This is a genomic window from Sphingomonas trueperi (assembly GCF_040545965.1).
GTDB classification, from domain to species: Bacteria; Pseudomonadota; Alphaproteobacteria; order Sphingomonadales; family Sphingomonadaceae; genus Sphingomonas; species Sphingomonas trueperi_C.
Window position 1 is genome coordinate 72,027 of sequence record NZ_JBEPMV010000004.1, and the last position, 22,863, is coordinate 94,889.

At 68.1% G+C, this 22,863-nt stretch carries 25 protein-coding genes and 1 tRNA gene; 14 read left to right on the forward strand and 12 right to left on the reverse strand.

Going from position 1 to position 22,863, the window contains the following annotated elements; all coding sequences use genetic code 11:
• The first annotated feature begins 120 nt into the window (after positions 1–120).
• Positions 121–1,017 (forward strand): KPN_02809 family neutral zinc metallopeptidase, encoded by an 897-nt coding sequence (gene ypfJ, locus ABIC35_RS11920; RefSeq protein WP_121072069.1) that lies wholly within the window; start codon positions 121–123, stop codon positions 1,015–1,017.
• A gap of 18 nt (positions 1,018–1,035) precedes the next feature.
• A complete protein-coding gene (locus ABIC35_RS11925; RefSeq protein WP_354278454.1) occupies positions 1,036–2,136 on the forward strand; it encodes a M48 family metallopeptidase in 1,101 nt (366 codons plus the stop codon).
• On the opposite strand, the gene ABIC35_RS11930 is transcribed toward ABIC35_RS11925, so the two are convergent.
• Complete coding sequence (locus ABIC35_RS11930; protein ID WP_294253107.1) at positions 2,133–2,267, reverse strand: hypothetical protein; 135 nt, start codon at positions 2,265–2,267, stop codon at positions 2,133–2,135. The genes ABIC35_RS11925 and ABIC35_RS11930 overlap by 4 nt on opposite strands.
• 107 nt (positions 2,268–2,374) lie before the next feature.
• Here ABIC35_RS11930 and ABIC35_RS11935 point away from each other — a divergent pair, with 107 nt between their 5' ends.
• From ABIC35_RS11935 to ABIC35_RS11955, 5 genes are all read left to right on the forward strand, one after another.
• Positions 2,375–3,100, forward strand: coding sequence for an alpha/beta fold hydrolase (locus tag ABIC35_RS11935; protein ID WP_121072073.1), 726 nt, complete (start codon positions 2,375–2,377; stop codon positions 3,098–3,100).
• On the forward strand, positions 3,076–3,909 hold the full coding sequence (locus ABIC35_RS11940) for a tetratricopeptide repeat protein (RefSeq protein WP_121072075.1): 834 nt from the start codon (positions 3,076–3,078) through the stop codon (positions 3,907–3,909). Before ABIC35_RS11935 ends, ABIC35_RS11940 begins: the two co-directional genes overlap by 25 nt.
• A gap of 61 nt (positions 3,910–3,970) precedes the next feature.
• The gene (locus ABIC35_RS11945; RefSeq protein ID WP_121072077.1) at positions 3,971–4,405 is read left to right on the forward strand and encodes a VOC family protein; all 435 of its coding nucleotides are present in this window, start codon (positions 3,971–3,973) and stop codon (positions 4,403–4,405) included.
• A gap of 4 nt (positions 4,406–4,409) precedes the next feature.
• Positions 4,410–5,144, forward strand: a complete 735-nt coding sequence (gene gloB / locus ABIC35_RS11950) for a hydroxyacylglutathione hydrolase (RefSeq protein ID WP_121072079.1) — start codon at positions 4,410–4,412, stop codon at positions 5,142–5,144.
• 27 nt (positions 5,145–5,171) lie between these two features.
• Entirely contained in the window at positions 5,172–5,582 is a 411-nt protein-coding gene (locus ABIC35_RS11955) for a hypothetical protein (protein ID WP_183049247.1), read from the forward strand.
• A 136-nt stretch (positions 5,583–5,718) separates the two neighbouring features.
• Here the strand turns inward: ABIC35_RS11955 and hslU are convergent, their stop codons facing one another.
• The 4 genes from hslU to ABIC35_RS11975 all read right to left on the reverse strand — a co-directional run bounded on the left by hslU (position 5,719) and on the right by ABIC35_RS11975 (position 8,838).
• Positions 5,719–7,011 carry an ATP-dependent protease ATPase subunit HslU gene (gene hslU, locus ABIC35_RS11960; protein WP_121072081.1) on the reverse strand — a complete coding sequence of 431 codons (1,293 nt, stop codon included), beginning with the start codon at positions 7,009–7,011 and terminating at the stop codon, positions 5,719–5,721.
• Positions 7,012–7,139: 128 nt separating this feature from the next.
• Positions 7,140–7,706 (reverse strand): ATP-dependent protease subunit HslV, encoded by a 567-nt coding sequence (gene hslV, locus ABIC35_RS11965; protein WP_121072083.1) that lies wholly within the window; start codon positions 7,704–7,706, stop codon positions 7,140–7,142.
• A 104-nt stretch (positions 7,707–7,810) separates the two neighbouring features.
• Positions 7,811–7,887, reverse strand: a tRNA-Pro gene (locus ABIC35_RS11970).
• 60 nt (positions 7,888–7,947) lie between these two features.
• Entirely contained in the window at positions 7,948–8,838 is an 891-nt protein-coding gene (locus ABIC35_RS11975) for an ROK family protein (RefSeq protein WP_121072085.1), read from the reverse strand.
• Positions 8,839–9,135: 297 nt separating this feature from the next.
• Here ABIC35_RS11975 and ABIC35_RS11980 point away from each other — a divergent pair, with 297 nt between their 5' ends.
• The 3 genes from ABIC35_RS11980 to ABIC35_RS11990 all read left to right on the forward strand — a co-directional run bounded on the left by ABIC35_RS11980 (position 9,136) and on the right by ABIC35_RS11990 (position 12,635).
• Positions 9,136–10,650 carry a PAS domain-containing sensor histidine kinase gene (locus ABIC35_RS11980; protein WP_183049248.1) on the forward strand — a complete coding sequence of 505 codons (1,515 nt, stop codon included), beginning with the start codon at positions 9,136–9,138 and terminating at the stop codon, positions 10,648–10,650.
• The gene (locus ABIC35_RS11985) at positions 10,647–11,261 is read left to right on the forward strand and encodes a response regulator transcription factor (RefSeq protein WP_121072089.1); all 615 of its coding nucleotides are present in this window, start codon (positions 10,647–10,649) and stop codon (positions 11,259–11,261) included. The genes ABIC35_RS11980 and ABIC35_RS11985 overlap by 4 nt, the downstream gene beginning before the upstream one ends.
• Positions 11,262–11,381: 120 nt before the next feature.
• Positions 11,382–12,635 carry a NupC/NupG family nucleoside CNT transporter gene (locus ABIC35_RS11990; RefSeq protein ID WP_121072091.1) on the forward strand — a complete coding sequence of 418 codons (1,254 nt, stop codon included), beginning with the start codon at positions 11,382–11,384 and terminating at the stop codon, positions 12,633–12,635.
• 86 nt (positions 12,636–12,721) lie between these two features.
• On the opposite strand, the gene ABIC35_RS11995 is transcribed toward ABIC35_RS11990, so the two are convergent.
• Both ABIC35_RS11995 and ABIC35_RS12000 read right to left on the reverse strand, forming a co-directional pair.
• Positions 12,722–12,883 (reverse strand): hypothetical protein, encoded by a 162-nt coding sequence (locus ABIC35_RS11995; protein WP_183049249.1) that lies wholly within the window; start codon positions 12,881–12,883, stop codon positions 12,722–12,724.
• A gap of 11 nt (positions 12,884–12,894) precedes the next feature.
• Positions 12,895–13,530, reverse strand: a complete 636-nt coding sequence (locus ABIC35_RS12000; protein WP_354278455.1) for a cupin domain-containing protein — start codon at positions 13,528–13,530, stop codon at positions 12,895–12,897.
• Positions 13,531–13,576: 46 nt separating this feature from the next.
• Between ABIC35_RS12000 and tgt the strand changes: the two genes are divergently transcribed.
• From tgt to ABIC35_RS12020, 4 genes are all read left to right on the forward strand, one after another.
• The gene (gene tgt / locus ABIC35_RS12005) at positions 13,577–14,707 is read left to right on the forward strand and encodes a tRNA guanosine(34) transglycosylase Tgt (protein ID WP_121072093.1); all 1,131 of its coding nucleotides are present in this window, start codon (positions 13,577–13,579) and stop codon (positions 14,705–14,707) included.
• Between the two features lie 70 nt (positions 14,708–14,777).
• Positions 14,778–16,238, forward strand: a complete 1,461-nt coding sequence (locus tag ABIC35_RS12010) for a DUF1593 domain-containing protein (protein WP_121072095.1) — start codon at positions 14,778–14,780, stop codon at positions 16,236–16,238.
• Positions 16,239–16,379: 141 nt separating this feature from the next.
• Positions 16,380–16,793: a hypothetical protein gene (locus ABIC35_RS12015; RefSeq protein WP_121072098.1), complete on the forward strand. Its 414-nt coding sequence runs from the start codon at positions 16,380–16,382 to the stop codon at positions 16,791–16,793.
• A 102-nt stretch (positions 16,794–16,895) separates the two neighbouring features.
• Positions 16,896–18,113: a hypothetical protein gene (locus ABIC35_RS12020; RefSeq protein WP_121072100.1), complete on the forward strand. Its 1,218-nt coding sequence runs from the start codon at positions 16,896–16,898 to the stop codon at positions 18,111–18,113.
• Here the strand turns inward: ABIC35_RS12020 and ABIC35_RS12025 are convergent.
• The 5 genes from ABIC35_RS12025 to ABIC35_RS12045 all read right to left on the reverse strand — a co-directional run bounded on the left by ABIC35_RS12025 (position 18,098) and on the right by ABIC35_RS12045 (position 22,828).
• The gene (locus ABIC35_RS12025; RefSeq protein WP_121078931.1) at positions 18,098–18,469 is read right to left on the reverse strand and encodes an Mth938-like domain-containing protein; all 372 of its coding nucleotides are present in this window, start codon (positions 18,467–18,469) and stop codon (positions 18,098–18,100) included. The genes ABIC35_RS12020 and ABIC35_RS12025 overlap by 16 nt on opposite strands.
• A 1-nt stretch (position 18,470) precedes the next feature.
• Positions 18,471–19,442: a protein translocase subunit SecF gene (gene secF / locus ABIC35_RS12030; RefSeq protein WP_121072102.1), complete on the reverse strand. Its 972-nt coding sequence runs from the start codon at positions 19,440–19,442 to the stop codon at positions 18,471–18,473.
• A 12-nt stretch (positions 19,443–19,454) separates the two neighbouring features.
• Positions 19,455–21,041: a protein translocase subunit SecD gene (gene secD, locus ABIC35_RS12035; RefSeq protein WP_121072104.1), complete on the reverse strand. Its 1,587-nt coding sequence runs from the start codon at positions 21,039–21,041 to the stop codon at positions 19,455–19,457.
• Positions 21,041–21,379: a preprotein translocase subunit YajC gene (gene yajC, locus ABIC35_RS12040; protein ID WP_121072106.1), complete on the reverse strand. Its 339-nt coding sequence runs from the start codon at positions 21,377–21,379 to the stop codon at positions 21,041–21,043. Before yajC ends, secD begins: the two co-directional genes overlap by 1 nt.
• 147 nt (positions 21,380–21,526) lie before the next feature.
• On the reverse strand, positions 21,527–22,828 hold the full coding sequence (locus ABIC35_RS12045) for a hemolysin family protein (protein ID WP_121072108.1): 1,302 nt from the start codon (positions 22,826–22,828) through the stop codon (positions 21,527–21,529).
• Between the last annotated feature and the right edge of the window lie 35 nt (positions 22,829–22,863).

The window sequence follows — 22,863 nt, forward strand, 5'->3', positions numbered from 1 at the left end:
AAAGCATGCTGCGGAGCAATACGAGTGCCGTTAGTGGCGCGGCTAACCGCGTGACAAGCACGTGCAACGCACGCGCGGCTGAAGCATTGTGACGGCAATCGAACAAAAAGGGGAGGCCCGATGCGGCTCGATGATCTGGATCCGACCGACAATGCGCAGGACCTGGGCTCCGGCGGCGGTGGCGGCGGCGGCTTTCCGCTGCTGGGGCTGCTGCCGATGTTCCTCGGCCGCGGCATGGGCTGCGGCGGCATCGTGCTGATCGGCATCATCGCGCTGGTGATGTTCGGGCTGGGCGGCGGCGGCGGCATGCTGGGCCAGAGCGGCGGCGGCAGCGCCGGGCGCTCGCCCACCGCGGGCAAGTCCGGCCAGCAGGTATGTCGGGTGAACGAGCGCCGGCTGGAAGCGTGTCGGGTGATGCGCAGCACCGACGATACCTGGGGCAAGATCTTCCAGGAGATGGGCCGCGACGACTATCGCCCCGCCACCATCAAGTTCTTCCAGGGCGGCGCGAACACCGGCTGCGGCGCGGCCACCTCGGCGGTCGGCCCCTTCTACTGCCCGAGCGACGACGGCGTGTACATCGACACGAGCTTCTTCGACGAGCTGCAGAACCGCTTCGGCGCCAAGGGCGATTTCGCTCGCGACTATGTGATCGCGCACGAGATGGGCCACCACATTCAGGATCTGCTCGGCACCTCGACCGAAGTGTCGCAGGCGCAGGCCCGCGCGTCCAAGACCGAGGGCAACCGCCTGTCGGTCAAGCTGGAGCTGCAGGCGGACTGCTACGCCGGCGTCTGGGCGGCGCGCAACCGCGACCGGCTGGAGCCGGGCGACATCGAGGAAGGCATGACCGCGGCGAACGCGATCGGCGACGATACGCTGCAGAAGGAAGCGCAGGGCAGCGTGGTGCCGGACAGCTTCACCCACGGCACCTCGGCGCAGCGCATGGCATGGCTCAAGCGCGGCATGGAGACCGGCGACCCGCGCCAGTGCGACACCTTCAACAGCGCGCTCTGACCGCGACGAGATGGTTACTTGACGTCAACCCTTGGTCGCTATTGGGTAGCGACCAAGGGGGATCGACCGGTGGATACGCGCGTCTGGCATTATGACGGCCGAAGCCAGCAGCGGCGAATGCCGACGCTGGTACCGAGCGCCGACGAGACGCGCTTCACCCTGGAGGGCGACGGTGCGGCCCCCGGCCCCTACGCCTTTGCCGATCTCCAGCCCGAGGGGCATTCGCATCACGAGCGCGCCTTCGGGCTGAAGGGGCGGCCAGGATGGCGGATCACCTTCCTCGAATTCCCGCCGGCGGAGATTGCCGTCCGCCTACCCAAGCTGCGCCGCGAACGCCCGTGGCTTTCGCGCGCAAGGCTGGGATGGGTAGCGGCGGTGCTGGCCGTGTTCGCCCTGTTCGTGCTCGGCCTCACGCTGAAGCTGCCGCCGCTGCTCGCCCGGCTCATCCCGCAGGCGACCCAGCAGCGGATGGGTCGGCTCGTCGTCGCGAATCTCGGCGCCTATGCTTGCTCGACTCCGCAGGGCGAGGCAGCGCTCAAGGTGCTCGCCGCCCGCCTGCGCCAAGGCGATGACGTCACCATCCGCGTTGTCCACGCGCCGATGATCAACGCCGCGGCGTTCCCTGGCGGCGAGGTGGTGTTGTTCGACGGTCTGGTCCAGAGCGCGGAATCGCCGGACGAGATCGCCGGCGTTCTCGCGCACGAACTCGGTCACGTCGCGCATCGCGACGGGATGGAAGCGCTGATCCGCGACTATGGGTTGGACCTGCTGTTCGGCGGGTTCGAGCGCAACGTCAGCGGCTATAGCAGCGCGCTGCTCCATGCCCGCCATTCGTACAAGGCAGAGGCCGGCGCGGACGGCTATGCGATCGGCCGCTTGCAATTTGCGAAGATTTCGCCGCTTCCCACCGCAGCGCTGCTCGCGCGACTGGCGCGACAGGACGAGTCTCCGGAGAATGCAGGCAAGCTGCTGACCTACGTGTCGGCACACCCGCTGTCGCAATCGCGCGAACGCGCCTACCGGGCAAGCGCCGATCCGGCCGTGCGCTACACGCCTGCGCTCGACGCTGCGCAGTGGCAGGCGCTCCGCGGCATGTGCGGGGGCGCGCCAGGCGCTTAGGCGAGCGCGCCGATCAGCTTGCCGGCGAGGACCGACAGGCCCGACACGGCGATGGCCGCGCCGAAGACGAGCTGGCTGCTGGGGACGAACCGGCGGACCGGCAGGGCGATGGCTTTCTCGACTTTGCTCATGACGCTTAGATGCTCCTTGCCGAGACCGTTGTCTTACGATCAATCCCGATGGCAGTGATCGGTTCCGTCACTGGCGGCGAAAGGCGGGAGCGGCTACACCGCCGGGCATGACCAAGCTCGCCCATCACCACACGCCCGGTGCCTCCCCCACCCTCGTCTTCCTGCCCGGCTATCGCTCCGACATGCAGGGATCGAAGGTGTTGGCGATGGAGGCCTGGGCACGCGACCGCGGACAGGCATTCCTCCGCTTCGACTATGCAGGCTGCGGCGAAAGCCCGGGCGATTTCGAGGACCAGACGCTGGCGAGCTGGCGCTACGATGCGCTGCGGATGATCGACACGCTGGTGGAAGGGCCGGTGGTGCTGGTCGGTTCGTCGATGGGCGGCTGGCTGATGCTGCTGGTGGCGCAGGCCCGGCCCGAACGCGTGGTCGGCATGGTCGGCATCGCCGCCGCGCCCGATTTCACCCGCTGGGGCTTCACCGAGGCGGAGAAGGCGACGCTCGCGGCGGAGGGCCGGCTGGAGCAGCCGAGCGACTATGGCCCCGAGCCGATGGTCACCACCCTGCCCTTCTGGACCTCGGGCGAGGCGAACCTGATGCTGGAAGCGCCGATCGCCTTTGACGGACCGGTGCGCCTGCTCCAGGGCCAGCGCGACGCGGAAGTGCCATGGGAACTGGCGCTGCGGCTTGCCGACACGCTTCGTTCAGACGATGTGCAGGTAACGCTGGTCAAGGGCGGTGACCACCGCCTGTCGCGCGACGCCGACATCCGCCTGCTGCTCCGCGCTACCGAGGACGTATTGATCGCATGCTCTTCCCCCTCCTCCTGCTGATCGCCCAGCAGCAGACTCCTGCCGCCATCGCGCCCAGGTCCGGCCCGGTGTTGCGCGATGCCGAGCGCGCGCGCGCCGCCGCCGCCAAGGCCGCCGCGCCGGCCCCCGCCGGCGAGCCGCCGCGCTTCACCAAGTGCATGGACCTCGCCACCGGCGATCCCGCCGCCGCGATCGACGAGGCGGTGAAATGGGGCACCGACAAGGGCGGCATGTTCGCCCGCCAGTGCCTTGCGGTTGCCTATACCAACCAGGGCCGCTGGGACTCGGCCGCCGCCGCCTTCGAGGAAGCCGCGGGCGAGGCCGAGACCGCGAAGGACGGCCCCCGCGCCGCAGTCTACTGGACCCAGGCGGGCAATGCTTGGCTCGCCGCCAAGAAGCCGCCCAAGGCGCGCGCCGCGATCAACGCCGCGCTGGCCAGCGGGCAGCTGAAGGGCCTGGCGCTGGGCGAGGCCTATCTTGACCGCGCCCGCACCGCCGTCGCCTCGGGCGAGAATGTCGGAGCGCGGGCCGATATCGACGTGGCGATCGCCAAGGCCGGGGACGATCCGCTCGCCTGGCTGCTCTCGGCCACGCTCGCCCGGCGGATGAACGACCTGCCCCGCGCGCAGAAGGACATCGCCGAGGCGGTGAAGCGCGCCGGCGATGATGCCGCCGTCCAGCTCGAGGCCGGCAACATCGCTGCCGCGAGCGGCGACGAAGCCGGTGCCAAGGTGGCCTGGAACAAGGTGGTCACCGCCGCGCCGAGCAGCCCGCAGGCGACCGCAGCGCGCGCCGCGCTTGCCCAGTTCGACGCGGCGCCGGCCAAGTAGCGGTGGAACGCAGCACGGGGCGCCCCTATCTGGCAGGCAGAGACAAGCCAGGGAGTGCCCCGTGAAGTTCCTCCACACCATGATCCGCGTCACCGATCCCGACGCGACGATCCGATTCTTCGAGCTGCTGGGCCTCAAGGAGACCCACCGCATCACCAGCGAGAAGGGCCGCTTCACGCTGATCTACCTCGCCAGCGAAGCGGATATCGATCCGGCAACCGGCCGCGGCACCGCCGAGGTGGAGCTGACCCACAATTGGGATCCGGAGGACTATACCGGCGGCCGCAATTTCGGCCACCTCGCCTTCCAGGTCGACAACATCTACGAAACCTGCCAGCGGCTGCAGGACGCCGGCGTGACGATCAACCGCCCGCCGCGCGACGGTCACATGGCGTTCGTCCGCACGCCCGACAAGATCTCGATCGAGCTGCTCCAGAACGGCAGCCTGCCGCCGCAGGAGCCCTGGGCGTCGATGCCCAACACGGGCGAGTGGTGAGGCCATGACCACGCTCCGGATCGTCCGCGTCCCCGCCTTTACCGACAATTACATCTGGCTCGTCCACGATACCGAGTCGGCGGAGACGATCGTGGTCGATCCGGGCGACGCGGCGCCGGTGCTGGCGGCGCTGGCCGAACAGGGCTGGCAGCTCTCGGCGATCTGGAACACCCATTGGCATCCCGATCACACCGGCGGCAACGCCGCGCTCAAGACGGCGACCGGCTGCACCGTGATCGCACCGGCCGCCGAGGCCGCGAAGATCCCCACCGCCGACCGGCTGGTCGGCGAGGGCGATACGGTGGCTATCGGCCGCCATGTCGCGACGGTGCTGGAAGTGCCCGCGCATACGGCGGGCCACATCGCCTATCACTTCGCCGAAGACGCGCTGGCGTTCGTCGGCGATACGCTGTTCGCGATGGGCTGCGGGCGGCTGTTCGAGGGAACGCCTGAGCAGATGTTCGCCGCCATGCAGCGCTTCGCCGCGATGCCCGACGACACCATCGTCTATTGCGCGCACGAATATACGCTGTCGAACGGCCGCTACGCGCTGGTGGCGGAGCCGGACAATGCGGCGATTCGGGACCGCATGGCCGAGGTCGAGCGGCTGCGCGCCGCGGGCGAGGCGACGGTGCCGACCACGATCGCCGCCGAAAGGGCGACCAACCCCTTTCTCCGCGCCGCCGATGCGCGCATGCTCGCCGAACGCCGCGCCGCGAAGGATAATTTTGCCGGCTGAGTCGTAGGATCGGCGAGGAGAGAGACAATGCGCTTCGCCATTACGATCACGATCGGCGCGCTCGCGCTTGCCGGTTGCGCCCAGAATGCCGACTACCAGGCCAGCCGCGATGCGCAGGCGCGCCGCGAATTGGCCAGCGCGCTAGGTGACCGGGTGCCGGGCAAGCCGCAGGACTGCATCAACCCCGGCTTTACCGACGGCCCGCAGATCATCGACACGCGGACCCTGGTGTATCGCCAGGGCGCGCGGCTTTATCGCAACGATCTCGCGTCCGAATGCCCGTCGCTCGCGCCGCTGAGCACGGTGATCGTCGAGATGCGCGGCAGCCAGCTCTGCCGCAACGACCAGTTCCGCGTGCTGGCGCCAGGGATGAGCATCCCGAGTGCGTATTGCCGGATGGGGAAATTCACGCCGTACACGCGCGCGAAGGGGGGATGAAGTTGTAAAGAACTAAGCCCCTCCTCCTCGGAGGAGGGGTTGGGGGTGGAGGGATTCCAGAACCTAGGTTGGTCTCGGTGAGACCCTGCCCCACCCCAACCCCTCCCCTGAAGGGGAGGGGCTTAAACATTTCAACTTACAACACGTAGCGGCTCAGGTCCGTGTTCCGCGCCACGCTGGCCAGCTGCTGGTCGACATAGGCCGCGTCGATCACCACCGCGCTCCCCGAGCGGTCCTCGGCCTCGAAGCTGACCTCTTCGAGCAGCTTCTCCATCACCGTCTGCAGCCGGCGGGCGCCGATATTCTCCACCTCGGCGTTCACCTCGGCGGCGATCTTCGCCACTGCGCGGATGCCGTCCTCGGTGAAGTCGATCGACACGCCCTCGGTGCCGAGCAGCGCGGCGTACTGCCGCACCAGGCTCGCCTTGGTGTCGGAGAGGATCGCGACGAAATCCTCCTCGGTCAGCGCCTTGAGCTCCACCCGGATCGGCAGGCGGCCCTGCAGCTCGGGCAGCAGGTCGCTAGGCTTGGCGACATGGAAGGCGCCGCTCGCGATGAACAGGATATGGTCGGTCTTCATCGGGCCGTACTTGGTCGCGACCGTGGTGCCCTCGATCAGCGGCAGCAGGTCGCGCTGCACGCCCTCACGGCTCACCGATCCGCCGCGCACGTCCGACACCGCGATCTTGTCGATCTCGTCGAGGAAGACGATCCCGTTGGCCTCGGCATCCGCCAGTGCCACCCGGCTCACCTCGTCCTGGTCGAGCCGCTTGTCGGCCTCTTCCTCGACGAGCTTTTCCCAGGCGGAGCGGACATTGAGCTTGCGGCGCTTGAGCGGCGTGCCGGTCAGGCCCTTCATCATCTCCGACAGGTTGATCATCTGCGGCGCGCCGCCGGGGATGTCGAACGGCATCTGCGGCGCCTGTTCGACCTCGATCTCGACTTCGGTGTTGTCGAGCAGGCCCTCGTTGAAGCGCTGCTTGAACGCCTCGCGCGTCGCGGTGCTCGAATCCTTGCCGGTCAGCGCGTCGAGCAAGCGGCCCATCGCCGCTTCCTCGGCCTTGTCCTTCACGGCGGAGCGACGACGCTCCTTCTCCAACCGGATCGCTTCCTCGACCAGGTCACGGGCGATCTGCTCGACGTCGCGGCCGACATAGCCGACTTCCGTGAACTTGGTCGCTTCCACCTTCACGAAGGGCGCGTCGGCCAGCTTGGCAAGGCGGCGGCTGATCTCGGTCTTGCCGCAGCCGGTGGGCCCGATCATCAGGATGTTCTTCGGCGTCACCTCGTCTCGGAGGTCGGCCGAGAGCTGCTGCCGGCGCCAGCGGTTGCGCAGCGCGACGGCCACGGCCTTCTTGGCGTCCTTCTGGCCGATGATGTGCGCATCGAGTGCGGCGACGATCGTCTTGGGGGTGAGGTTCTGGTTCATGTCGTACTCATCCCCCTCCCGCTTGCGGGAGGGGCTAGGGGTGGGCGCCCGCCATCCGCGAGCGAAGTCTTTGGAGGAGAGCGAGCGCCCACCCCCGGCCCCTCCCGCACGCGGGAGGGGAGAAGAAGTCAGTTGGCCGCGTCCAGCGTCTCTACGGTCAGCCGGTCGTTGGTGTAGACGCACAGCTCGCCGGCGATCGCCATCGCCTTGCGCGCGACGACTTCGGCATCGGGCTCATACTCGATCAGCGCGCGCGCCGCGGAGAGCGCGAAATTGCCACCCGAGCCGATCGCTGCGACGGTGCCATGCTCGTGCGCCTCGGGCTCGAGCACGTCGCCATTGCCGGTGATCACCAGCGTCACGTCCTTGTCGGCGACCAGCAGCATCGCTTCGAGATTGCGGAGATATTTGTCGGTCCGCCAGTCCTTGGCGAGTTCCACCGCCGCGCGCAGCAGCTGGCCGTGGTGGCGCTCCAGCTTGGCCTCCAGCCGCTCGAACAGGGTGAAGGCATCGGCGGTGGCGCCGGCAAAGCCCGCGATCACCTTGCCGTCGCCTAAGGGGCGGACCTTGCGGGCGTTGGGCTTCATCACGGTGTTGCCGGCCGAAACCTGGCCGTCACCTGCGATCACCACTTTGCCGGATTTGCGCACGGAGAGGATCGTCGTGCCGTGCCACGCAGCGTTCTTGTCACTCATGGACGCGCATATGGGTGGCGGGTGCGAGCGTGCAAAGGGGGCGTTCCCCTAAGGGCGCATCCGCGCAACGATCCGGCGATTTTTAGGATTGCTTGGGTGTGGCTTGGTCGGGGCGACAGGATTCGAACCTGCGACCCCCACACCCCCAGTGTGATGCGCTACCAGGCTGCGCTACGCCCCGACCGAGGGTGCGCCCTGTATGCCGCTTGGCCGCAGGACGCAACCCCCAAAGCGCCCAAGCTCACCGATCGAGCGCTTCGAGCCCCATCGCGATCGCGCCCAGCGGTCCCGCCATGTCGCCCAGTCCGGGCGGACCGACGCGCGTGTCGAGCTCGGCGGTGTAGCCCGCCAGCGCGCCATAACCGTTGATGCTCGCCGCCACCTTCGCGCGTACCGCGCCGAACAGCTGCGGCCGCCGCGTCATCACCCCGCCGCCGATCGCGATCCGCTCGGGCGCGAGGCTAACGATCAGATTGTGGAGCAGCGCAGCGAGGTCGTGCGCAAAATAATCCCACTCGGGCGCGTCGTCGGCAACCTCCTGCCCCGGCCGACCGAATCGCGCCGCCAGCGCCGGGCCGGAGAGCAGCCCCTCGGCACAGTCGCCATGATAGGGGCACCAGCCCGCGAAGCTGTCACCGGGCGCGCGGGCCGAGCGCATGTGCCCCGCCTCGCCATGCGCATAGCCCATGATCGGCCGGCCATTGGCGACCAGCCCCACACCCACGCCGGTGCCGATGGTGATGTACGCATGGGTCGACAGCCCCGCCGAGGCACCCCAGCGCGCCTCGGCCAGCGCGGCGCCATTGACGTCGGTCTGGATCGCCAGCGGCTTGCCGTAGCGCGCGGACAGGCGCCGGGTGAGATCGGTGTCGTTCCACCCCGGCTTGGTCGTCGCGATGATCGACCCGAAATTCGGCCGCGCCGGATTGAGTTCGATCGGGCCAAAGCTCGCGATACCGATCGCGTCGAAGGACCAGCCGTCGAGCACGGCCTCGAGTCCAGCGAGCGTGGTCGCCGGATCGGTGGTCGGCACGACATGCTGTTCGCGCACGTCGCCCGGGCCGCTGCCCAAAGTGGCCACGCATTTGGTGCCGCCCAGTTCGAGGCCGGCGATCGACAGGTTCGCAGTCATGCAACCGCGCTAGCGCCCCGCGCCGCGCGGGGGAAGCCCGGTGCGCTCACTGATCGCGCGGATGCATGTACTCGCTGAGGCTGACGAACGCGAGCGCGAGGGTGAACACGCCCATCGCCCCCATCACCATGTAGAGGTAATTGCTGCCGATGACGTCGAGCATTTCCGCCTCCATCAAGTAAGGGCGGAAGTATCCCGTAGTTACCCGTCCTTTACTTTGACCGCGATCAAATCCTAGCGTGTAAGCAGGAGGGCGCGTACAGGCATGCGAAGGAAACCGTTCAAGCATCGGAGTTTATGACGAATCGGCCCGCTCATGATCCCGCGGCGATGGCGTTGCTGTTCGAAGCATCGACCGATCGCGGCGTGCTCCTGCTCGGCGCCGATGGCCGGATCGCCAGCTGGAGCCGCGGCGTCGAGCTGCTCGACGGCTGGACACCCGCCGACCTGAGCGGCGCCGATGTCGCGGTCCATTATCCCCCCGCCGAGGCCAAGGCCGACAAGCCCGCGCGCGACCTGGAACGGGCCCGCGCCGCCGGCCGGCTGATCGAGGAAGGCTGGCGCATCCGGCGCGACGGCAGCGAATATCTGGCGGAAGTGCAGCTCTCGGCGCTCGTCGATGCGGACGGATCCCTGCGCGGCTATGCCGAGGTGTTCCGCGACATCACCGACCACAAGGCTTCGCAGACCGCGCTCGCCGGTAGCGCGCTCCACCTGCGCTCGATCCTCGCCACCGTGCCCTCGGCGATGGTGGTGATCGACGCCAAGGGCACCATGCTCTCGTTCAGCGCCGCCGCCGAGCGGCTGTTCGGCTGGACGGAAGCCGAGGTGATCGGCCGCAACGTCAGCATGCTGATGCCCGCACCCGACGCGCAGCTGCACGACAGCTATCTCGCGCGCTACCTGACCACCGGCGAGCGGCGGGTGATCGGTATCGGCCGCATCGTCGTCGGCCAGCGGCGCGACGGCACCGACTTCCCGATGGAGCTGCAGGTCGGCGAGGCGAGCAGCGAAGGCCAGCGGATTTTCACTGGCTTCATCCGCGACCTGACCGACGAGCAACGCTCGCAGCTGCGGCTCAAGGAGCTGCAGTCCGAGCTGATCCATGTCTCGCGCCTCTCGGCGATGGGCACCATGGCCTCGACGCTGGCGCACGAGCTCAACCAGCCGCTGACCGCCATCGCCAATTATCTCGAAGCCGGCCGCAACCTGATGGCGCGCGACAGCGACGATCCCGAGGATCAGGCGATGATCCAGGAAGCGATGGCGGAATCGGTCAAGGAAGCGCTGCGGGCCGGCAACATCGTCCGGCGGCTGCGCGAGTTCGTCGCGCGGGGCGAGGCGGACATGGGGCTGGTCGACCTCCCCCGCCTCATCGACGAGGCCAGCCGGCTGGCGCTCACCGGGTCGCGCGAGCTCGGCGTGCGCGCTTTCTACGCGCTCGATCCGCACGCCACCGCGGTGCTGTGCGACCGGGTGCAGATCCAGCAGGTACTGGTCAATCTGATCCGCAACGCGATCGAGGCGATGGCGGAAAGCCCGGTGCGCGAGATCACCATCGGCTCCGAAGTGGCACCGCGCAACCTGGTCCGCGTCTGGGTCGCGGATACCGGGCCCGGCATCGCCCCCGAACAGGCGCCGAAGCTGTTCCAGGCCTTTGCCACCACCAAGGAGCGCGGCATGGGCCTCGGCCTGTCCATCTGCCGCACCATCGTCGAGGCACATGGCGGCCGCATCTGGGCCGAGCCCCGTGCCGAGGGCGGGACCATTTTCAACTTCACCCTGATGTCCGCACACGAGGAACCCGCATGAGCGAGCGCAAGCGCATCCATCTGGTCGACGACGAGGAGTCGGTCCGCCGTTCGACGAGCTTCATGCTGCGCACCTCGGGCTTTGACGTCGACACCTATGGCTCGGGCGTCGATTTCCTCGGCAAGGTGGGCGGCGCCAAACCCGGCTGCATCCTGCTCGACGTGCGCATGCCAGAGATGGACGGGATCGAGGTTCAGGCCGAACTCGCCAAGCGCGGCGTCAAGCTGCCGGTAATCGTGCTGACCGGCCACGGCGATGTCGGCACCGCGGTGGCGGCGATGAAGGGCGGCGCGATCGACTTTCTCGAAAAGCCGTTCGAGAAGGACGCGCTGGTCGAGGCGCTCGAACGCGGCTTCGAGCGGCTGGAGGAAGGCGACGCCGCGCTTGCCAGCCGGGCGGAGGCGGAACGGCGCATCGCCCTGCTTTCCCCGCGCGAGCAGGACGTGCTGCGCGGGCTGGCGCGCGGCTATCCGAACAAGACCATCGCCTATGACCTGGGCATTTCGCCGCGTACGGTGGAGGTCCACCGCGCCAACGCCATGGCCAAGCTGGAGGCGCGCAGCCTCTCCGAAGCGCTGCGGCTAGCCTTCGCCGTCGGGCTGGACGACTAGAGCAGCACGCCTGTCCCAGCCCCGACCAACGCAAGCGGCTGGCAAGATGCGCCGTCGCGTGTATGGTCGGCGGGTTTGCTGGCCGCGATTCCGCCGGCGGTGGGGACTATCGACTTCAGAATGACTCATTTCCCGATCGGCATTTTCGGGGTGCTGGCGATTTTGGCGATCGCCTTCCTGCTTTCCAGCAACCGCCGGGCGATCCGCCTGCGCGTCGTCGTCCCCGCCTTCCTGCTCCAGGCGGGCATGGCGATCATCGTCCTGCGCACCGGCTGGGGCCAGGTGGCGCTGCACGGCATGGCGAACGGCGTCTCGGCACTGCTCGGCTATGCCAGCGCGGGTACCCAGTTGCTGTTCGGCAACCTCGCCAAGCCCGAGTTGGGGGGCCAGAGCCTCGCCATCGCGGCGCTGCCGGTGATCATCTTCTTCGCCGCGCTCGTCTCGATCCTCTACCATGTCGGCATCATGCAGCTGGTGGTCCGCTGGATCGGCGGCGCGATCGAGAAGGTGACCGGGGTCAGCAAGGTCGAATCGCTCTGCGCGGCGGCGAACATCTTCGTCGGCCAGAGCGAGGCGCCGCTGGTCATCCGCCCCTATCTCGCCCGCCTCACCCCCTCGCAGGTGTTCGCGGTGATGAGCGTCGGCATGTCGGGCGTCGCGGGGACGATCCTCGCTGCCTATGCCAGCCTGCTCGGGCCGGCGTCGCTCCCCTATCTGCTCGCCGCGTCGTTCATGGCGGCGCCGGGCGGGCTGATGATGGCCAAGATCATCATGCCGGACGAGCCCGCGGTCGTCGACGCCCCGATGTCGGGCGAGGACGAGGTGATCCGCGTCGCCGAGGAGGATTTCCAGGAGGAACGCGCGGCCAACATCATCATGGCGGCGGCCAATGGTGCGTCGACCGGCGTGAAGATCGCGGTGGCGGTCGGCGCGATGGTGCTCGCCTTCGTGGCGCTGGTGGCGCTGGCCAACGGGCTGCTCGGCATGGTCGGCGGCTGGTTCGGCCATCCGGGCCTCAGCTTCCAGGCGATCATCGGGGCGATCTTCGCGCCGGTGATGTATCTGCTCGGCATCTCGTGGCACGAGTCGCTGACGGCAGGCGGGCTGTTCGGCACCAAGGTGGTGCTCAACGAATTTGTCGGCTTCATCGAGCTGGGCAAGGCGACCGACCTTGCGCCGCGCTCCAAGGCGATCATCACCTTTGCGCTGTGCGGCTTCGCCAACTTCAGCTCGATCGCGATCCAGATGGCGACCACCGGCAGCCTGGCGCCCAACCAGCGCCCGGTAATCGCGCGGCTGGGAATCAAGGCGCTGATCGCGGGGAGCCTCGCGAACCTGATGTCGGCTGCGCTGGCAGGGCTGCTGCTGCCGTAATTCCTAGTGTTCCTGCGAAAGCAGGAGCCCAGGGTCGGAGAGTGAGTCGCCCGCGACCCTAGGCCCCTGCTTTCGCAGAGGCATGGTTAGCCCCCGCCGATACCCTCCACCACCTTGCCGCTACCGCCGCAGTTCGGGCATTCGCCGCTATTGATCCGGCCCGAGCCGCCGCAGCGTCGGCAGATGTCTTCGCCGGTGCCGGGCGTGCCGGGGGCGGCGTCGTCGCCGGGGTTGAGGGGTTCGGCCATGGGTGCTGCTCCTATCCATCGAGGTGTACGGCGAGCCAAACGCTCGGCCGGTCGCGCGCGGTCCATGTCACCCAATGTTTCTGGCCCGCCTGGATCAGCAGATGGTCGCCCGGCCCGAGCCGCACCTCGGCCGAATCCTCGACTCGGATGCCGGCCGCGCCTTCGAGCAGCACCACCCACTCGTCCCAGTCCTGTACCATCGGCGCATCCTCGGGCGTCGCCTGCCCCCGCGAGACGATCCGCTCGATCCGCACGCCCGGGCGCTTGAGCAGATCGTCGAACGCCTCGTCCTCCTTCGCTTCGGGCAGATCGCGCAGGAGGTTGGAAACTTCCGGTTTGAAGCGCGGCTTGGGCGGCGGCACGGGCTTCGGTTTCGGCGCTGGCTTCGGCTTGGCCGCACGCTTCGGCCCCGGCGTGGTCTCGACCGACGTACTCCAGTCGCTCCGCATGCCCCCGCGCAGGAAACCGCGGATCGCCTCGGCATCCGCCGTCAGCCCGTCCGCCCCGAAGCCGAACACCTCCGCCCCGCCCGCATCCTTGAGCCCATAGAGCCCGAAGTCCCCCCCCGCCTTGCGCCGCCGCGACTTGACCAGCTTCAGCCCGCGATGCGTTGCCATCGCCCGCAACTCGTCGTCCTGTTCCGCCACACGGCCCTCCCTTGGATTCCGGCCTCAAACGCGCCAATAGCCACGCATGCCCCGTTTCCAGTTCACCATCCACGCCACCGACGGCAAGGCGCGTCGCGGCACCATCGCCATGCAGCGCGGCGAGATCCGCACCCCCGCTTTCATGCCGGTGGGCACCGCCGCCACCGTCAAGGCCGTCAAGCCACAGGACGTGCGCGCGTCGGGCGCCGACATCCTGCTCGGCAACACCTATCACCTGATGCTGCGCCCCACCGCGGAGCGCGTCGCGCGCCTTGGCGGCCTGCACAAGTTCATGGGCTGGGATCGCCCGATCCTCACCGATTCGGGCGGCTACCAGGTGATGAGCCTCTCCGAGCTGACCAAGCGCAGCGAGGAAGGCGTCGCCTTCGCCTCGCACCTCGACGGCTCGCGCCACATGATGAGCCCCGAGCGCTCGATGGAGATCCAGCGGCTGCTCGGCTCGGACATCGTCATGGCGTTCGACGAGCTGGTGCCGACCACCTCGACCCGCGAGGTGCAGGCCAAGGCGATGGAGCGATCGATGCGCTGGGCCAAGCGCAGCCGCGCCGGCTTCGATTCGGGCGAGGAGCATGCCGCCCGCGCAGCGCTGTTCGGCATCCAGCAGGGCGCACTCGACGAGGGGCTGCGCAAGGCAAGCGCCGATGCGCTGAAGGACATCGGCTTCGACGGCTATGCGGTCGGCGGCCTTGCCGTCGGCGAGGGCCAGGAGGCGATGTTCGGCGTGCTCGACTATGCTCCCGGCCAGCTCGACGAGACCAAGCCACGCTACCTGATGGGGGTCGGCAAGCCCGACGACATCGTCGGCGCGGTCGAGCGCGGCATCGACATGTTCGATTGCGTGCTGCCCACCCGCTCGGGCCGCACCGGCCAGGCGTTCACGCGCACCGGTCCGATCAACATCCGCAACGCCAAGTTCGCCGAGGACCAGGGCCCGCTCGATCCCGCCTGCCCCTGCCCGGTGTGCGGCACCTGGAGCCGCGCCTATATCCACCACCTCGTCCGCGCCGGCGAGATCCTGGGCGCGATGCTGATGACCGAGCATAATCTCTGGTTCTACCAGGCCCTCATGGCGGACCTGCGCGCCGCCATCGAGGAACAGCGGCTCACCGCCTTCGCCAATGATTTCCGCGCGAAGTACCAGGCGGCGAAGGGCTGAGGCCCGCAGCTTTTCCGTGACAGGCGCCGCCCCGCCCCTCTAGGCTTCGGAAACGGGAGAGGGGTGGCGCATGCAAGGGTTTGGCATCGGTTTGGCGGCGGTGCTCGCCGTGGCGGTACCCGCGCACGCGGCAAGCGATCCGGTGATCGAGAAGCAGCGGCTGATCGTCCTGTCGGACATCGAGGCGGAGGCAGACGACAGTGAGTCGCTGATCCGCCTGCTGCTCTACGCCAACGAGATCGACATCGAGGGGCTGATCGCCACCACCTCGATCTGGCTCAAGACCGATCCGCAGCCCGAAACGATGCGACGGATCGTCGCCGGCTATGGCAAGGTCCAGCCCAACCTGCTGCGCAATGCGCCCGGCTATCCGTCGCCCACGCAACTGCTGGCGCTGATCCAGAGCGGCCAGCCCGGCTATGGCATGGCCAGCGTCGGCACGGGCAAGGACAGCGCCGGGTCCGCGCTGCTGCTCCGCGCGCTCGAACGCCCCGATCCGCGGCCGCTGTGGGTGGCGGTGTGGGGCGGCGCGAACACGCTGGCACAGGCGCTGTACACCCTCCGCGCCACCCGCAGCCCCGCCGAGGCGGCACGGCTGATTGCCAAGCTGCGCGTCTACACCATCTCCGACCAGGACGATTCGGGTGCCTGGCTGCGCCGCGAATTTCCGGACCTCTTCTACATCGTCAGCACCGGCCCCTACAGCAACGGCAGCTGGACGGGCATGAGCACGCCGATCGAGGGGACCGACAATGGCGTGGTCTCCAACGACTGGATCGCCCGCAACATCCAGCAGGGGCATGGCCCCCTGGGCGCGCTCTACCCCGACGTCGCCTGGACGGTGGAGGGCGACACGCCCTCGTTCCTCAACCTGATCCCCACGGGGCTCAGCACGCCCGAGCATCCCGAATGGGGCGGCTGGGGCGGGCGCTACGAGCGCTATCTCCCCCGCCCCTTCCCGCCCGGCGAGACCGTCACCGGCGGCATCCCGCTAGCGCCCGAGACGCGGCCGATCTGGACCAACGCCGACGACGCCTACACGCCGATGATGCCGACGCACTATTCGCGGCCGGTCGCGTCGGAGAAGACCTTCCGCGGGCCGATGGTGACGGTGTGGCGCTGGCGCGATGCCTATCAGAACGACATGGCCGCGCGCATCGCCTGGACGACGCGTCCGTTCGCCGAGGCCAACCACCCGCCGGTCCCCCGCCTCGCCCATGCCGACCGGCTGACCGTCCAATCGGGCGAGAAGATCCTCCTCGACGCCTCGCCGAGCACCGACCCGGACGGCGACAGCCTGTCCTTCGCCTGGTTCCCCTATCCCGAGGCGGGCAGCTGGAAGCCGCCGGTGCCGATCAACCGCCCCGAAAATGTTTACCGCGCCAATGCGACGGCACCGGTGGTGGAGAAGCCCGAAACCCTGCATTTCGTCGTGGCGGTGACCGACAAGGGCACGCCGGCGCTCACGCGGTATCGGCGGATCATTGTGACGATCTTGCCAGCAGCCGAGGGTGCCGGGCGCGGAATTTAGCGTCTGGATCGTGACCGGGACGGACCGTACCTTCACAAGCCCTTAGGAACGATACGGAATTGAGCGCGGCCGTGCGCGTCCATAGGCTCCGACCGCCAAGCCCGCGTCGCGCGGGTTCGCAATGCTGCCGGATCGGAACCCATGGAAGCTACCTTCTCCATCGACGTCGACGCGTCCAAGAGCCTCGTCCGAATCGAGATGTCGGGCTTCTTCGCGATGGAGGATATCGTCCGCTTTGTCGCGGCGCGGGATCACGCGCATCACCAGTTGAAATGCCCGGCCAACGCGCATGTCACGCTGGTCGATATCCGCGGCATGAAGATCCAGTCGCAGGACAGCGTCGAATCGTTCAAGCATGTGCTGAACAATCCCAAATTCGCTTCGCGGCGCCTCGCCATCGTTGTCGCGCAGTCGCTGGCGCGGATGCAGATCAAGCGCGCGGCGAGCGACCGCGACGCCCAGTATTTCGACAGCATCGAAGGCGCCGAAGCCTGGCTGCTGGCGCCTGATGCCATGACGGCCGACGCAGCGCTCGAATCGGTAGGGCACGCCTGAGGCCCACGCACGGGCCGCCTGCGGCAAATTGCGCCGGCCACATGTTATCCTCGGCTATGCGGGCCTATAAGCAAGGCAGGTCCCTTCGCCGACGGAGTTCCCTTGCCGCCCCTCCCGCACCCCGAGCAGCGCCAGCGAATCCTGTTCTACCTGCCGATGGTGACCAACTGGTGGTTCGTCCACATCGTCGAGCCGATGCTGCGCCGCCTCGCCGCCGAGCGCCATGAGCTCCATGTCCTCGCCCCCGCGCCCTGGCGCGGCACCGGCATCGGGCCGGAGGAACTCGCCCGCTGCGCCGATCTGCCGGACCTGCGCTGGTACATCATGGACGGCCCCGACCATCCCAGCACCCGCACCGCGCCCGAGGATGCGGAGGGGCTGATCGGCTTCGTCCGAGATCTCGCGCCCGACGTGGTGTTGTGCCGCACCGCCGATCACGAGACCGTGCGACACTTCCCCGGCACCGTCCGCCTGCTGATGGAGGGCCGCTACGAGCCCTTCGCGCCCCCGCCGCGCTGGATCCTGCTTGCCGAGCGCCCGCACGACCATGGCCTGCTCGCGGAGATGACGCCCGCCGAGGCCGATCGCCTGCGGGCCGGGGTCGCGCCTGCCTGGGAGCGGCTCCAACGCAGCCTCGCGCCGACGCCGGACGACCGCGCCATCTTGTTCGCGCGGCTGGACATCCCCGAGGATCGCCCGCTGCTGCTGCTCCCGCTCGAATGCGAGACCGAGGATAATTTCTTTGCGATGCACCGGCTGGGCACCAAACCCAATGCTGCGCTGGTCCGCGAAATCTCGGCGCTGCTGGGCGGTCGCTGCACGCTGGCGGTGACCAACCATCCGCTCAACGACGCGCATGTCGATGCCGCCCCGCTGATCGCTGCGGTGACCGACTGCGACAGTGTCGTGCTGCTGCCCCCTCGCATTGGCATGCAGCCCGCCACGCTGGCGATGGCGCGCCATGCCGACGGCATGCTGGTCGGCGACTCCAAGACCTTTGCCCTGGCCGCGTTCTTCGGCGTGCCGATGCACCGCCATTCGCGCTTCGACAGCGGCGCCTGGCTCAACAGCTATGATGCGCTGGAGCCGTTCGTTGCCGACATCACCGCCAGTCGCGCGCGCCGTCCCGATCCCGAAGCGGCGCGGCTCTGGTTCGCGCAATATTTGCTGAACGATACCTTCGATCCGCTAGCGCCCGAGGATGACCTGCTCGCCCGCCTTGCCCGACCGTTCGATCCCGATCGCTGGGAGGTGGCGCTGGCGCGGCTGGAACGAACGCTACCGGCGCTGTTCGCCGAGGAAGCTCAGGCGAGCGGGTAGAGCGCGCCCGCGACCCAGCGGAGCTCGGCGCGCAGCACGCCCCAGGCACGCGCCGCCGCGCGGCTGTCCATCGCCTCGATGCCGATACCGCGCTTCTCCAGCGCCTTCACGAGGGCAAGCGGCGGCCGGATCAGCGTGGCACCCGTGCCGAGCAGCAGGAATTCCGGCCGGGGATCGAGCGCGAAGGCGGGTTCGAGATCGGCCTCGGTCAGCGCGGCCACTGCGGGGGGCGACCATCCGTCCGCGCGCTGCGGCGTGATGATCAGCCCGTGATAGACATTCTCGTCCACCCGAAAGCCGCCGCCCGAAAAGCCGGAGATCAGCGGCCCTTCGGCGCTGCGCCGCTCGATCTTCACGTCAAGGACGCTCGCGCGGCGCCACGCGCTCGGCATTGTCGGCGATCGACTCGCCCTTTTCAGGCTTCACGCCGGGCTTGAGGCCCAGCGTGATCAGCAGCGAGGACGAGACGTAGATCGACGAATAGGTACCGACCACGATGCCCAGCATCATCGCCGAGGTGAAGCCGCGCAGCACATGCCCGCCGAACACCAGCAGCGAGGCCAGCGCCAGCAGGATGGTGAGCGAGGTCATCACGGTACGCGGCAGCGTCTCGTTGACCGACAGGTCGATCAGCTCGCTCATCCCCATCTTGCGGTATTTGCGCATGTTCTCGCGAATGCGGTCGTCGATCACCATCTTGTCGTTGATCGAATAGCCGATGATCGTGAGCACCGCGGCGACGATGTTCAGGTCGAACACCATGCCGGTCACCGCGAAGAAGCCCAGCGTCATCAGCACGTCGTGCAGGATGGCGACCGCGGTCGAGACGCCGAACTGCCATTCGTAGCGCAGCCAGGAGAAGATCGCGATGCCGATGATCGCCAGCGCCACGGCGAGCACGCCGTTGCGGATCAGCTCGTTCGAAACCTTGCCCGAGACGGTGGAGTAGGTCGAGAAGGTAGCGCCCGGGAACTTGGCCGCGACCGCGCCCTTCACCCGCTCGACCATCGCGTTGGTCGCGCCCGCATCGTTCGACTTGGGCACCGGCAGGCGAATGGTGACGACGTTCTTGCCGCCCATGTCCTGAAGGACCGCCTCGCCATAGCCGAGCTGGTTCACCGTCGAACGCAGCTCGTCGAGCGGCGGCGCCGAGGTGAACTTTTCCTCGATCGACACGCCGCCGACAAAGTCGACGCCGAAGTTCAGGCCGTGCACCGCGACCAGACCGATCGCGGCGACGGTCAGCAGCGCGGTGATCGCGAACGCGATGAACCGGATGCGGACGAAGCCGATATTGGTGTTGTCGGGAACGATCTTGAGGAGCCGCATGTCGGCGCTTCCTTAAATGTGGATCTCGCTCGGGCGCTTGCGGCGCAGCCAGAGCGTGACGAGCATGCGCGTGAACACCACGGCGGTGAAGACGGAGCTGGCGATACCGATCAGCAGCACCACCGCGAAGCCGCGGATCGGGCCCGAACCGAGCACCAGCATGATCGCGCCGGCGATCGCGTGGGTGACGTTGGCCTCGAAGATGGTGCGGCTAGCTTCCTTGTAGCCGAGCTCCACCGCCTGCATCACGCTGCGACCGCGGCGGCGTTCCTCGCGGATACGCTCGTTGATCAGCACGTTGGCGTCGACCGCGGTACCGATGGTCAGCACGAAGCCGGCGATGCCGGGCAGCGTCAGCGTCGCGCTGAGCATGCCCATCACCGCCAGGATCACCAGCACGTTGAGCGTCACGGCGATGTTCGCATAGACGCCGAAGCGGCCATAGGTGAGCACCATGAACACGATCACCGCGACGATCGCGATCACCGATGCGGTGACGCCGGCGCGGATCGAGTCGTTGCCGAGCTCGGGGCTGACGGTCGATTCCTGCACGACCTTCAGGTTGATCGGCAGCTTGCCCGAGCGCAGTGCGATGGCGAGCTGGTTGGCGCTGTCAACGGTGAACCCGCCCGAAATCGAGGCGCTGCCGCCGAGGATCGGCTCGTTGATGTTCGGCGCCGAGATCACCTTGTTGTCGACGATGATCGCGAAGGGCTTCTGCGTGTTCTCGGTCGTCACCCGGGCGAAGCGCTTGGCGCCCGCGCCGTCGAGCTGGAGCGTCACGTCGGGACGGCCCTGCTGGTCATAGCTCTGCTTGGCGTCGACCAGCATGTCGCCGGTGATCATCGCGGTGCGGTTGACCACGATCGGCGCGCCATTCTCGTACTGGAGCAGTTGCGAGGTGACGGGGATGTCGTTCGCGGCGATCTGCTGCGGGGTCACGCTGGTGTCGACCAGCTTGAACTCGAGCTTGGCGGTCTTGCCGAGCAGCGCCTTGAGCTGGCTGGGATCCTGCAGGCCGGGGACCTGCACGACGATGCGGTTGCTGCCTTCGCGGATCACGGTCGGCTCGCGGGTGCCGAGTGCGTTGATGCGCTTGTCGACCACTTCGCGCGCGTCGTTCATGGCGGTTTCGATCTGCTGCGCCAGCCCCGCCTGGGTGGGGGTCAGCACAAAGCGGGTCGAATCGACGACCTGGATTTCCCAGTCGCGCTGGCCGGTGGTGCCGACGCCATTGGTCATCGGCAGCAGCTTCTCGCGGGCGGCGTCCACCTTGCCGGGATCGCGGACCATGAAGCTGAGCTTGCCGCCGGCGATCGAGATGTCGCCGATGTCCACGCGCGGGTCGCGGCGCATCGCCAGGCGGACCTGCTCGCGCATCTGCTCGAGCTTGGTCTGCTGGACGTCGCTCGTATCGCCCTCGAGGAGCAGATACGAACCGCCCGCAAGGTCGAGGCCGAGGTTGACGGCGGGCTTGGGCACCCAGTGCGGCCAAGTGTTGCGGATGCTCTCCGGCACCAGGCTCGGCACGGCGAGCAGGACCATCAGGGCAAGGCCGAGGGTGATCGACCAGACCTTCCAGCGCGGGAAATCCAGCATCAGTCGTTCGCGGGCTTGGCGCCGTGCGGGCGCACTTCGGCGAGCGTCGACTTGATCGCGCGGACCTTGACGTTCGGGCCGAGCTCGATCTCGACCTCGGTCTCGTCGACCTTGGTGACCTTGCCGATCAGGCCGCCGGCGGTGATCACGGTGTCGTTCTTCTTCACCGCTTTCAGCGAGTCCTGCAGGGTCCGCATCCGCTTCTGCTGCGGACGGATCATCAGGAAGTAGAAGACGATGAAGATCAGGACGAGCGGCGCTACCGACGCGATCCCGGCCAGAGTGCTACCCTGACCAGCCGCGCCTGCGGCCTGTGCATATGCTGGAGTGGCGAACATGGGTTCCCGAAAAGCCTGAAGTTAGGGACGCGGAATGGCCCCATTCAAGCCGCGGGCGCTACCATGCGGCGAATGAGGGCGCAACTATAAGGGGCGGAGGCGGGATTTCCGAAACTGGACGATACTGCCCGCGCCGGGTCGTGATGCCTACGCCCCCTCGCGGCTCACCAGCAGCTTGTCGATCTTGCGGCCGTCGAGATCGACGATCTCGAACCGCCAGCCCTGCTGCTCGAACACCTCGCCTTCCACCGGCAGATGCTTGAACACCGCGAGCGCGAGGCCCGCCACGGTCGCATAGTCGCGATCCTCAGGCAGGTCGATGCCTAGCCGCTCGGCCAACTGGTCCGCCGGGGTCGCGCCCGCGACCAGCAGCGAGCCGTCCTCGCGCTCGACGATATTGGGGTTGTCGCCGGGCTCGGCGTCCGAGGCGAACTCACCCGCAATCGCCGCGAGCAGGTTGGCGGGCGTGACAATGCCTTCGAAATGACCGTATTCGTCATGCACCAGCCCCATCGGAACCTCGGCCTGGCGCAGCGCGGTCAGCGCGTCCATCGCGTCGACCTGGTCGGGCAGCACAGGGGCCTTGCGCATCAGCTTGCGCAGGTCGAGCGGCTCGCCGCGGAACAGCGCGGCGGCGATGTCGCGGGCCTGCACCACGCCGATCACCGCGTCGATCGAGCCTTCCGCCACCGGCAAACGGGTGTGCGGGGTGGCGAGCAGTTCCTCGCGGATGCCCGCGCCGTCCAGATCGACGTCGAGCCAGTCGACCTGGGTACGCGGCGTCATCACCTCGCGCACCGGGCGGTCGGCCAAGCGGACCACGCCCGAGATGATCGAGCGCTCATGCTCCTCGATCACGCCCGACTTGCTGGCCTCGGCGACGATCAGGTGCAGCTCCTCGGCGGTGACCCGATTCTCCGATTCGCGCTTGAGCCCGAGCAGGCGGAACACCAGTCCGCTCGACGAATCGAGCAGCCACACGATCGGCGCGGTGCCCCAGGAAAGCCAGCGCATCGGCAGCGCCATCGCAGCGGCGATCGGCTCGGGCGAGCGCAGCGCGAACTGCTTGGGCACCAGCTCGCCGATCACCAGCGAGCCATAGGTCGTCAGGCCAATGACCAACGTGATCCCCAGCGTATGGGCAAGCCCGGCGGAAATGCCGAACGCCTCGATCCGCTGCGCCACCGGTTCACCCAGGCTGGCGCCCGAATAGGCACCCGAGACGATACCGATCAGCGTGATGCCGATCTGGACGGTGGAGAGGAACTTGCCGGGATCCTCCGCGAGCTCGATCGCGGTCTTGGCGCCGCGATTGCCGAGCCGGGCCAGCGCCTCCAGCCGCGCAGGGCGGGCGGAGACAATTGCCAGCTCCGACATCGAGAAAATGCCGTTGATCGCGATCAGCACGAAGATGATCGCTACGTCGATCCAGGGAAAAGGTGCGCTCATGGTGCACCGCCCTCATATCCGCAGCGGCGCCCTGT

Bases quoted from the DNA above. Each gene is read 5' to 3' on its own strand.
- ABIC35_RS11990 (WP_121072091.1), top strand. From the start codon at position 11,382: ATGACTCATTTCCCGATCGGCATTTTCGGGGTGCTGGCGATTTTGGCG.
- ABIC35_RS12010 (WP_121072095.1), top strand. From the start codon at position 14,778: ATGCAAGGGTTTGGCATCGGTTTGGCGGCGGTGCTCGCCGTGGCGGTA.
- ABIC35_RS11940 (WP_121072075.1), top strand. From the start codon at position 3,076: ATGCTCTTCCCCCTCCTCCTGCTGATCGCCCAGCAGCAGACTCCTGCC.
- gloB (WP_121072079.1), top strand. From the start codon at position 4,410: ATGACCACGCTCCGGATCGTCCGCGTCCCCGCCTTTACCGACAATTAC.
- hslU (WP_121072081.1), bottom strand. From the start codon at position 7,011: ATGAACCAGAACCTCACCCCCAAGACGATCGTCGCCGCACTCGATGCG.
- ABIC35_RS11935 (WP_121072073.1), top strand. From the start codon at position 2,375: ATGACCAAGCTCGCCCATCACCACACGCCCGGTGCCTCCCCCACCCTC.
- ABIC35_RS11985 (WP_121072089.1), top strand. From the start codon at position 10,647: ATGAGCGAGCGCAAGCGCATCCATCTGGTCGACGACGAGGAGTCGGTC.
- hslV (WP_121072083.1), bottom strand. From the start codon at position 7,706: ATGAGTGACAAGAACGCTGCGTGGCACGGCACGACGATCCTCTCCGTG.
- tgt (WP_121072093.1), top strand. From the start codon at position 13,577: ATGCCCCGTTTCCAGTTCACCATCCACGCCACCGACGGCAAGGCGCGT.
- ABIC35_RS12045 (WP_121072108.1), bottom strand. From the start codon at position 22,828: ATGAGCGCACCTTTTCCCTGGATCGACGTAGCGATCATCTTCGTGCTG.
- ABIC35_RS11995 (WP_183049249.1), bottom strand. From the start codon at position 12,883: ATGGCCGAACCCCTCAACCCCGGCGACGACGCCGCCCCCGGCACGCCC.
- ABIC35_RS11980 (WP_183049248.1), top strand. From the start codon at position 9,136: ATGACGAATCGGCCCGCTCATGATCCCGCGGCGATGGCGTTGCTGTTC.
- yajC (WP_121072106.1), bottom strand. From the start codon at position 21,379: ATGTTCGCCACTCCAGCATATGCACAGGCCGCAGGCGCGGCTGGTCAG.
- ABIC35_RS11955 (WP_183049247.1), top strand. From the start codon at position 5,172: ATGCGCTTCGCCATTACGATCACGATCGGCGCGCTCGCGCTTGCCGGT.
- secD (WP_121072104.1), bottom strand. From the start codon at position 21,041: ATGCTGGATTTCCCGCGCTGGAAGGTCTGGTCGATCACCCTCGGCCTT.
- ABIC35_RS11975 (WP_121072085.1), bottom strand. From the start codon at position 8,838: ATGACTGCGAACCTGTCGATCGCCGGCCTCGAACTGGGCGGCACCAAA.
- ABIC35_RS11930 (WP_294253107.1), bottom strand. From the start codon at position 2,267: ATGAGCAAAGTCGAGAAAGCCATCGCCCTGCCGGTCCGCCGGTTCGTC.
- ypfJ (WP_121072069.1), top strand. From the start codon at position 121: ATGCGGCTCGATGATCTGGATCCGACCGACAATGCGCAGGACCTGGGC.
- secF (WP_121072102.1), bottom strand. From the start codon at position 19,442: ATGCGGCTCCTCAAGATCGTTCCCGACAACACCAATATCGGCTTCGTC.
- ABIC35_RS12015 (WP_121072098.1), top strand. From the start codon at position 16,380: ATGGAAGCTACCTTCTCCATCGACGTCGACGCGTCCAAGAGCCTCGTC.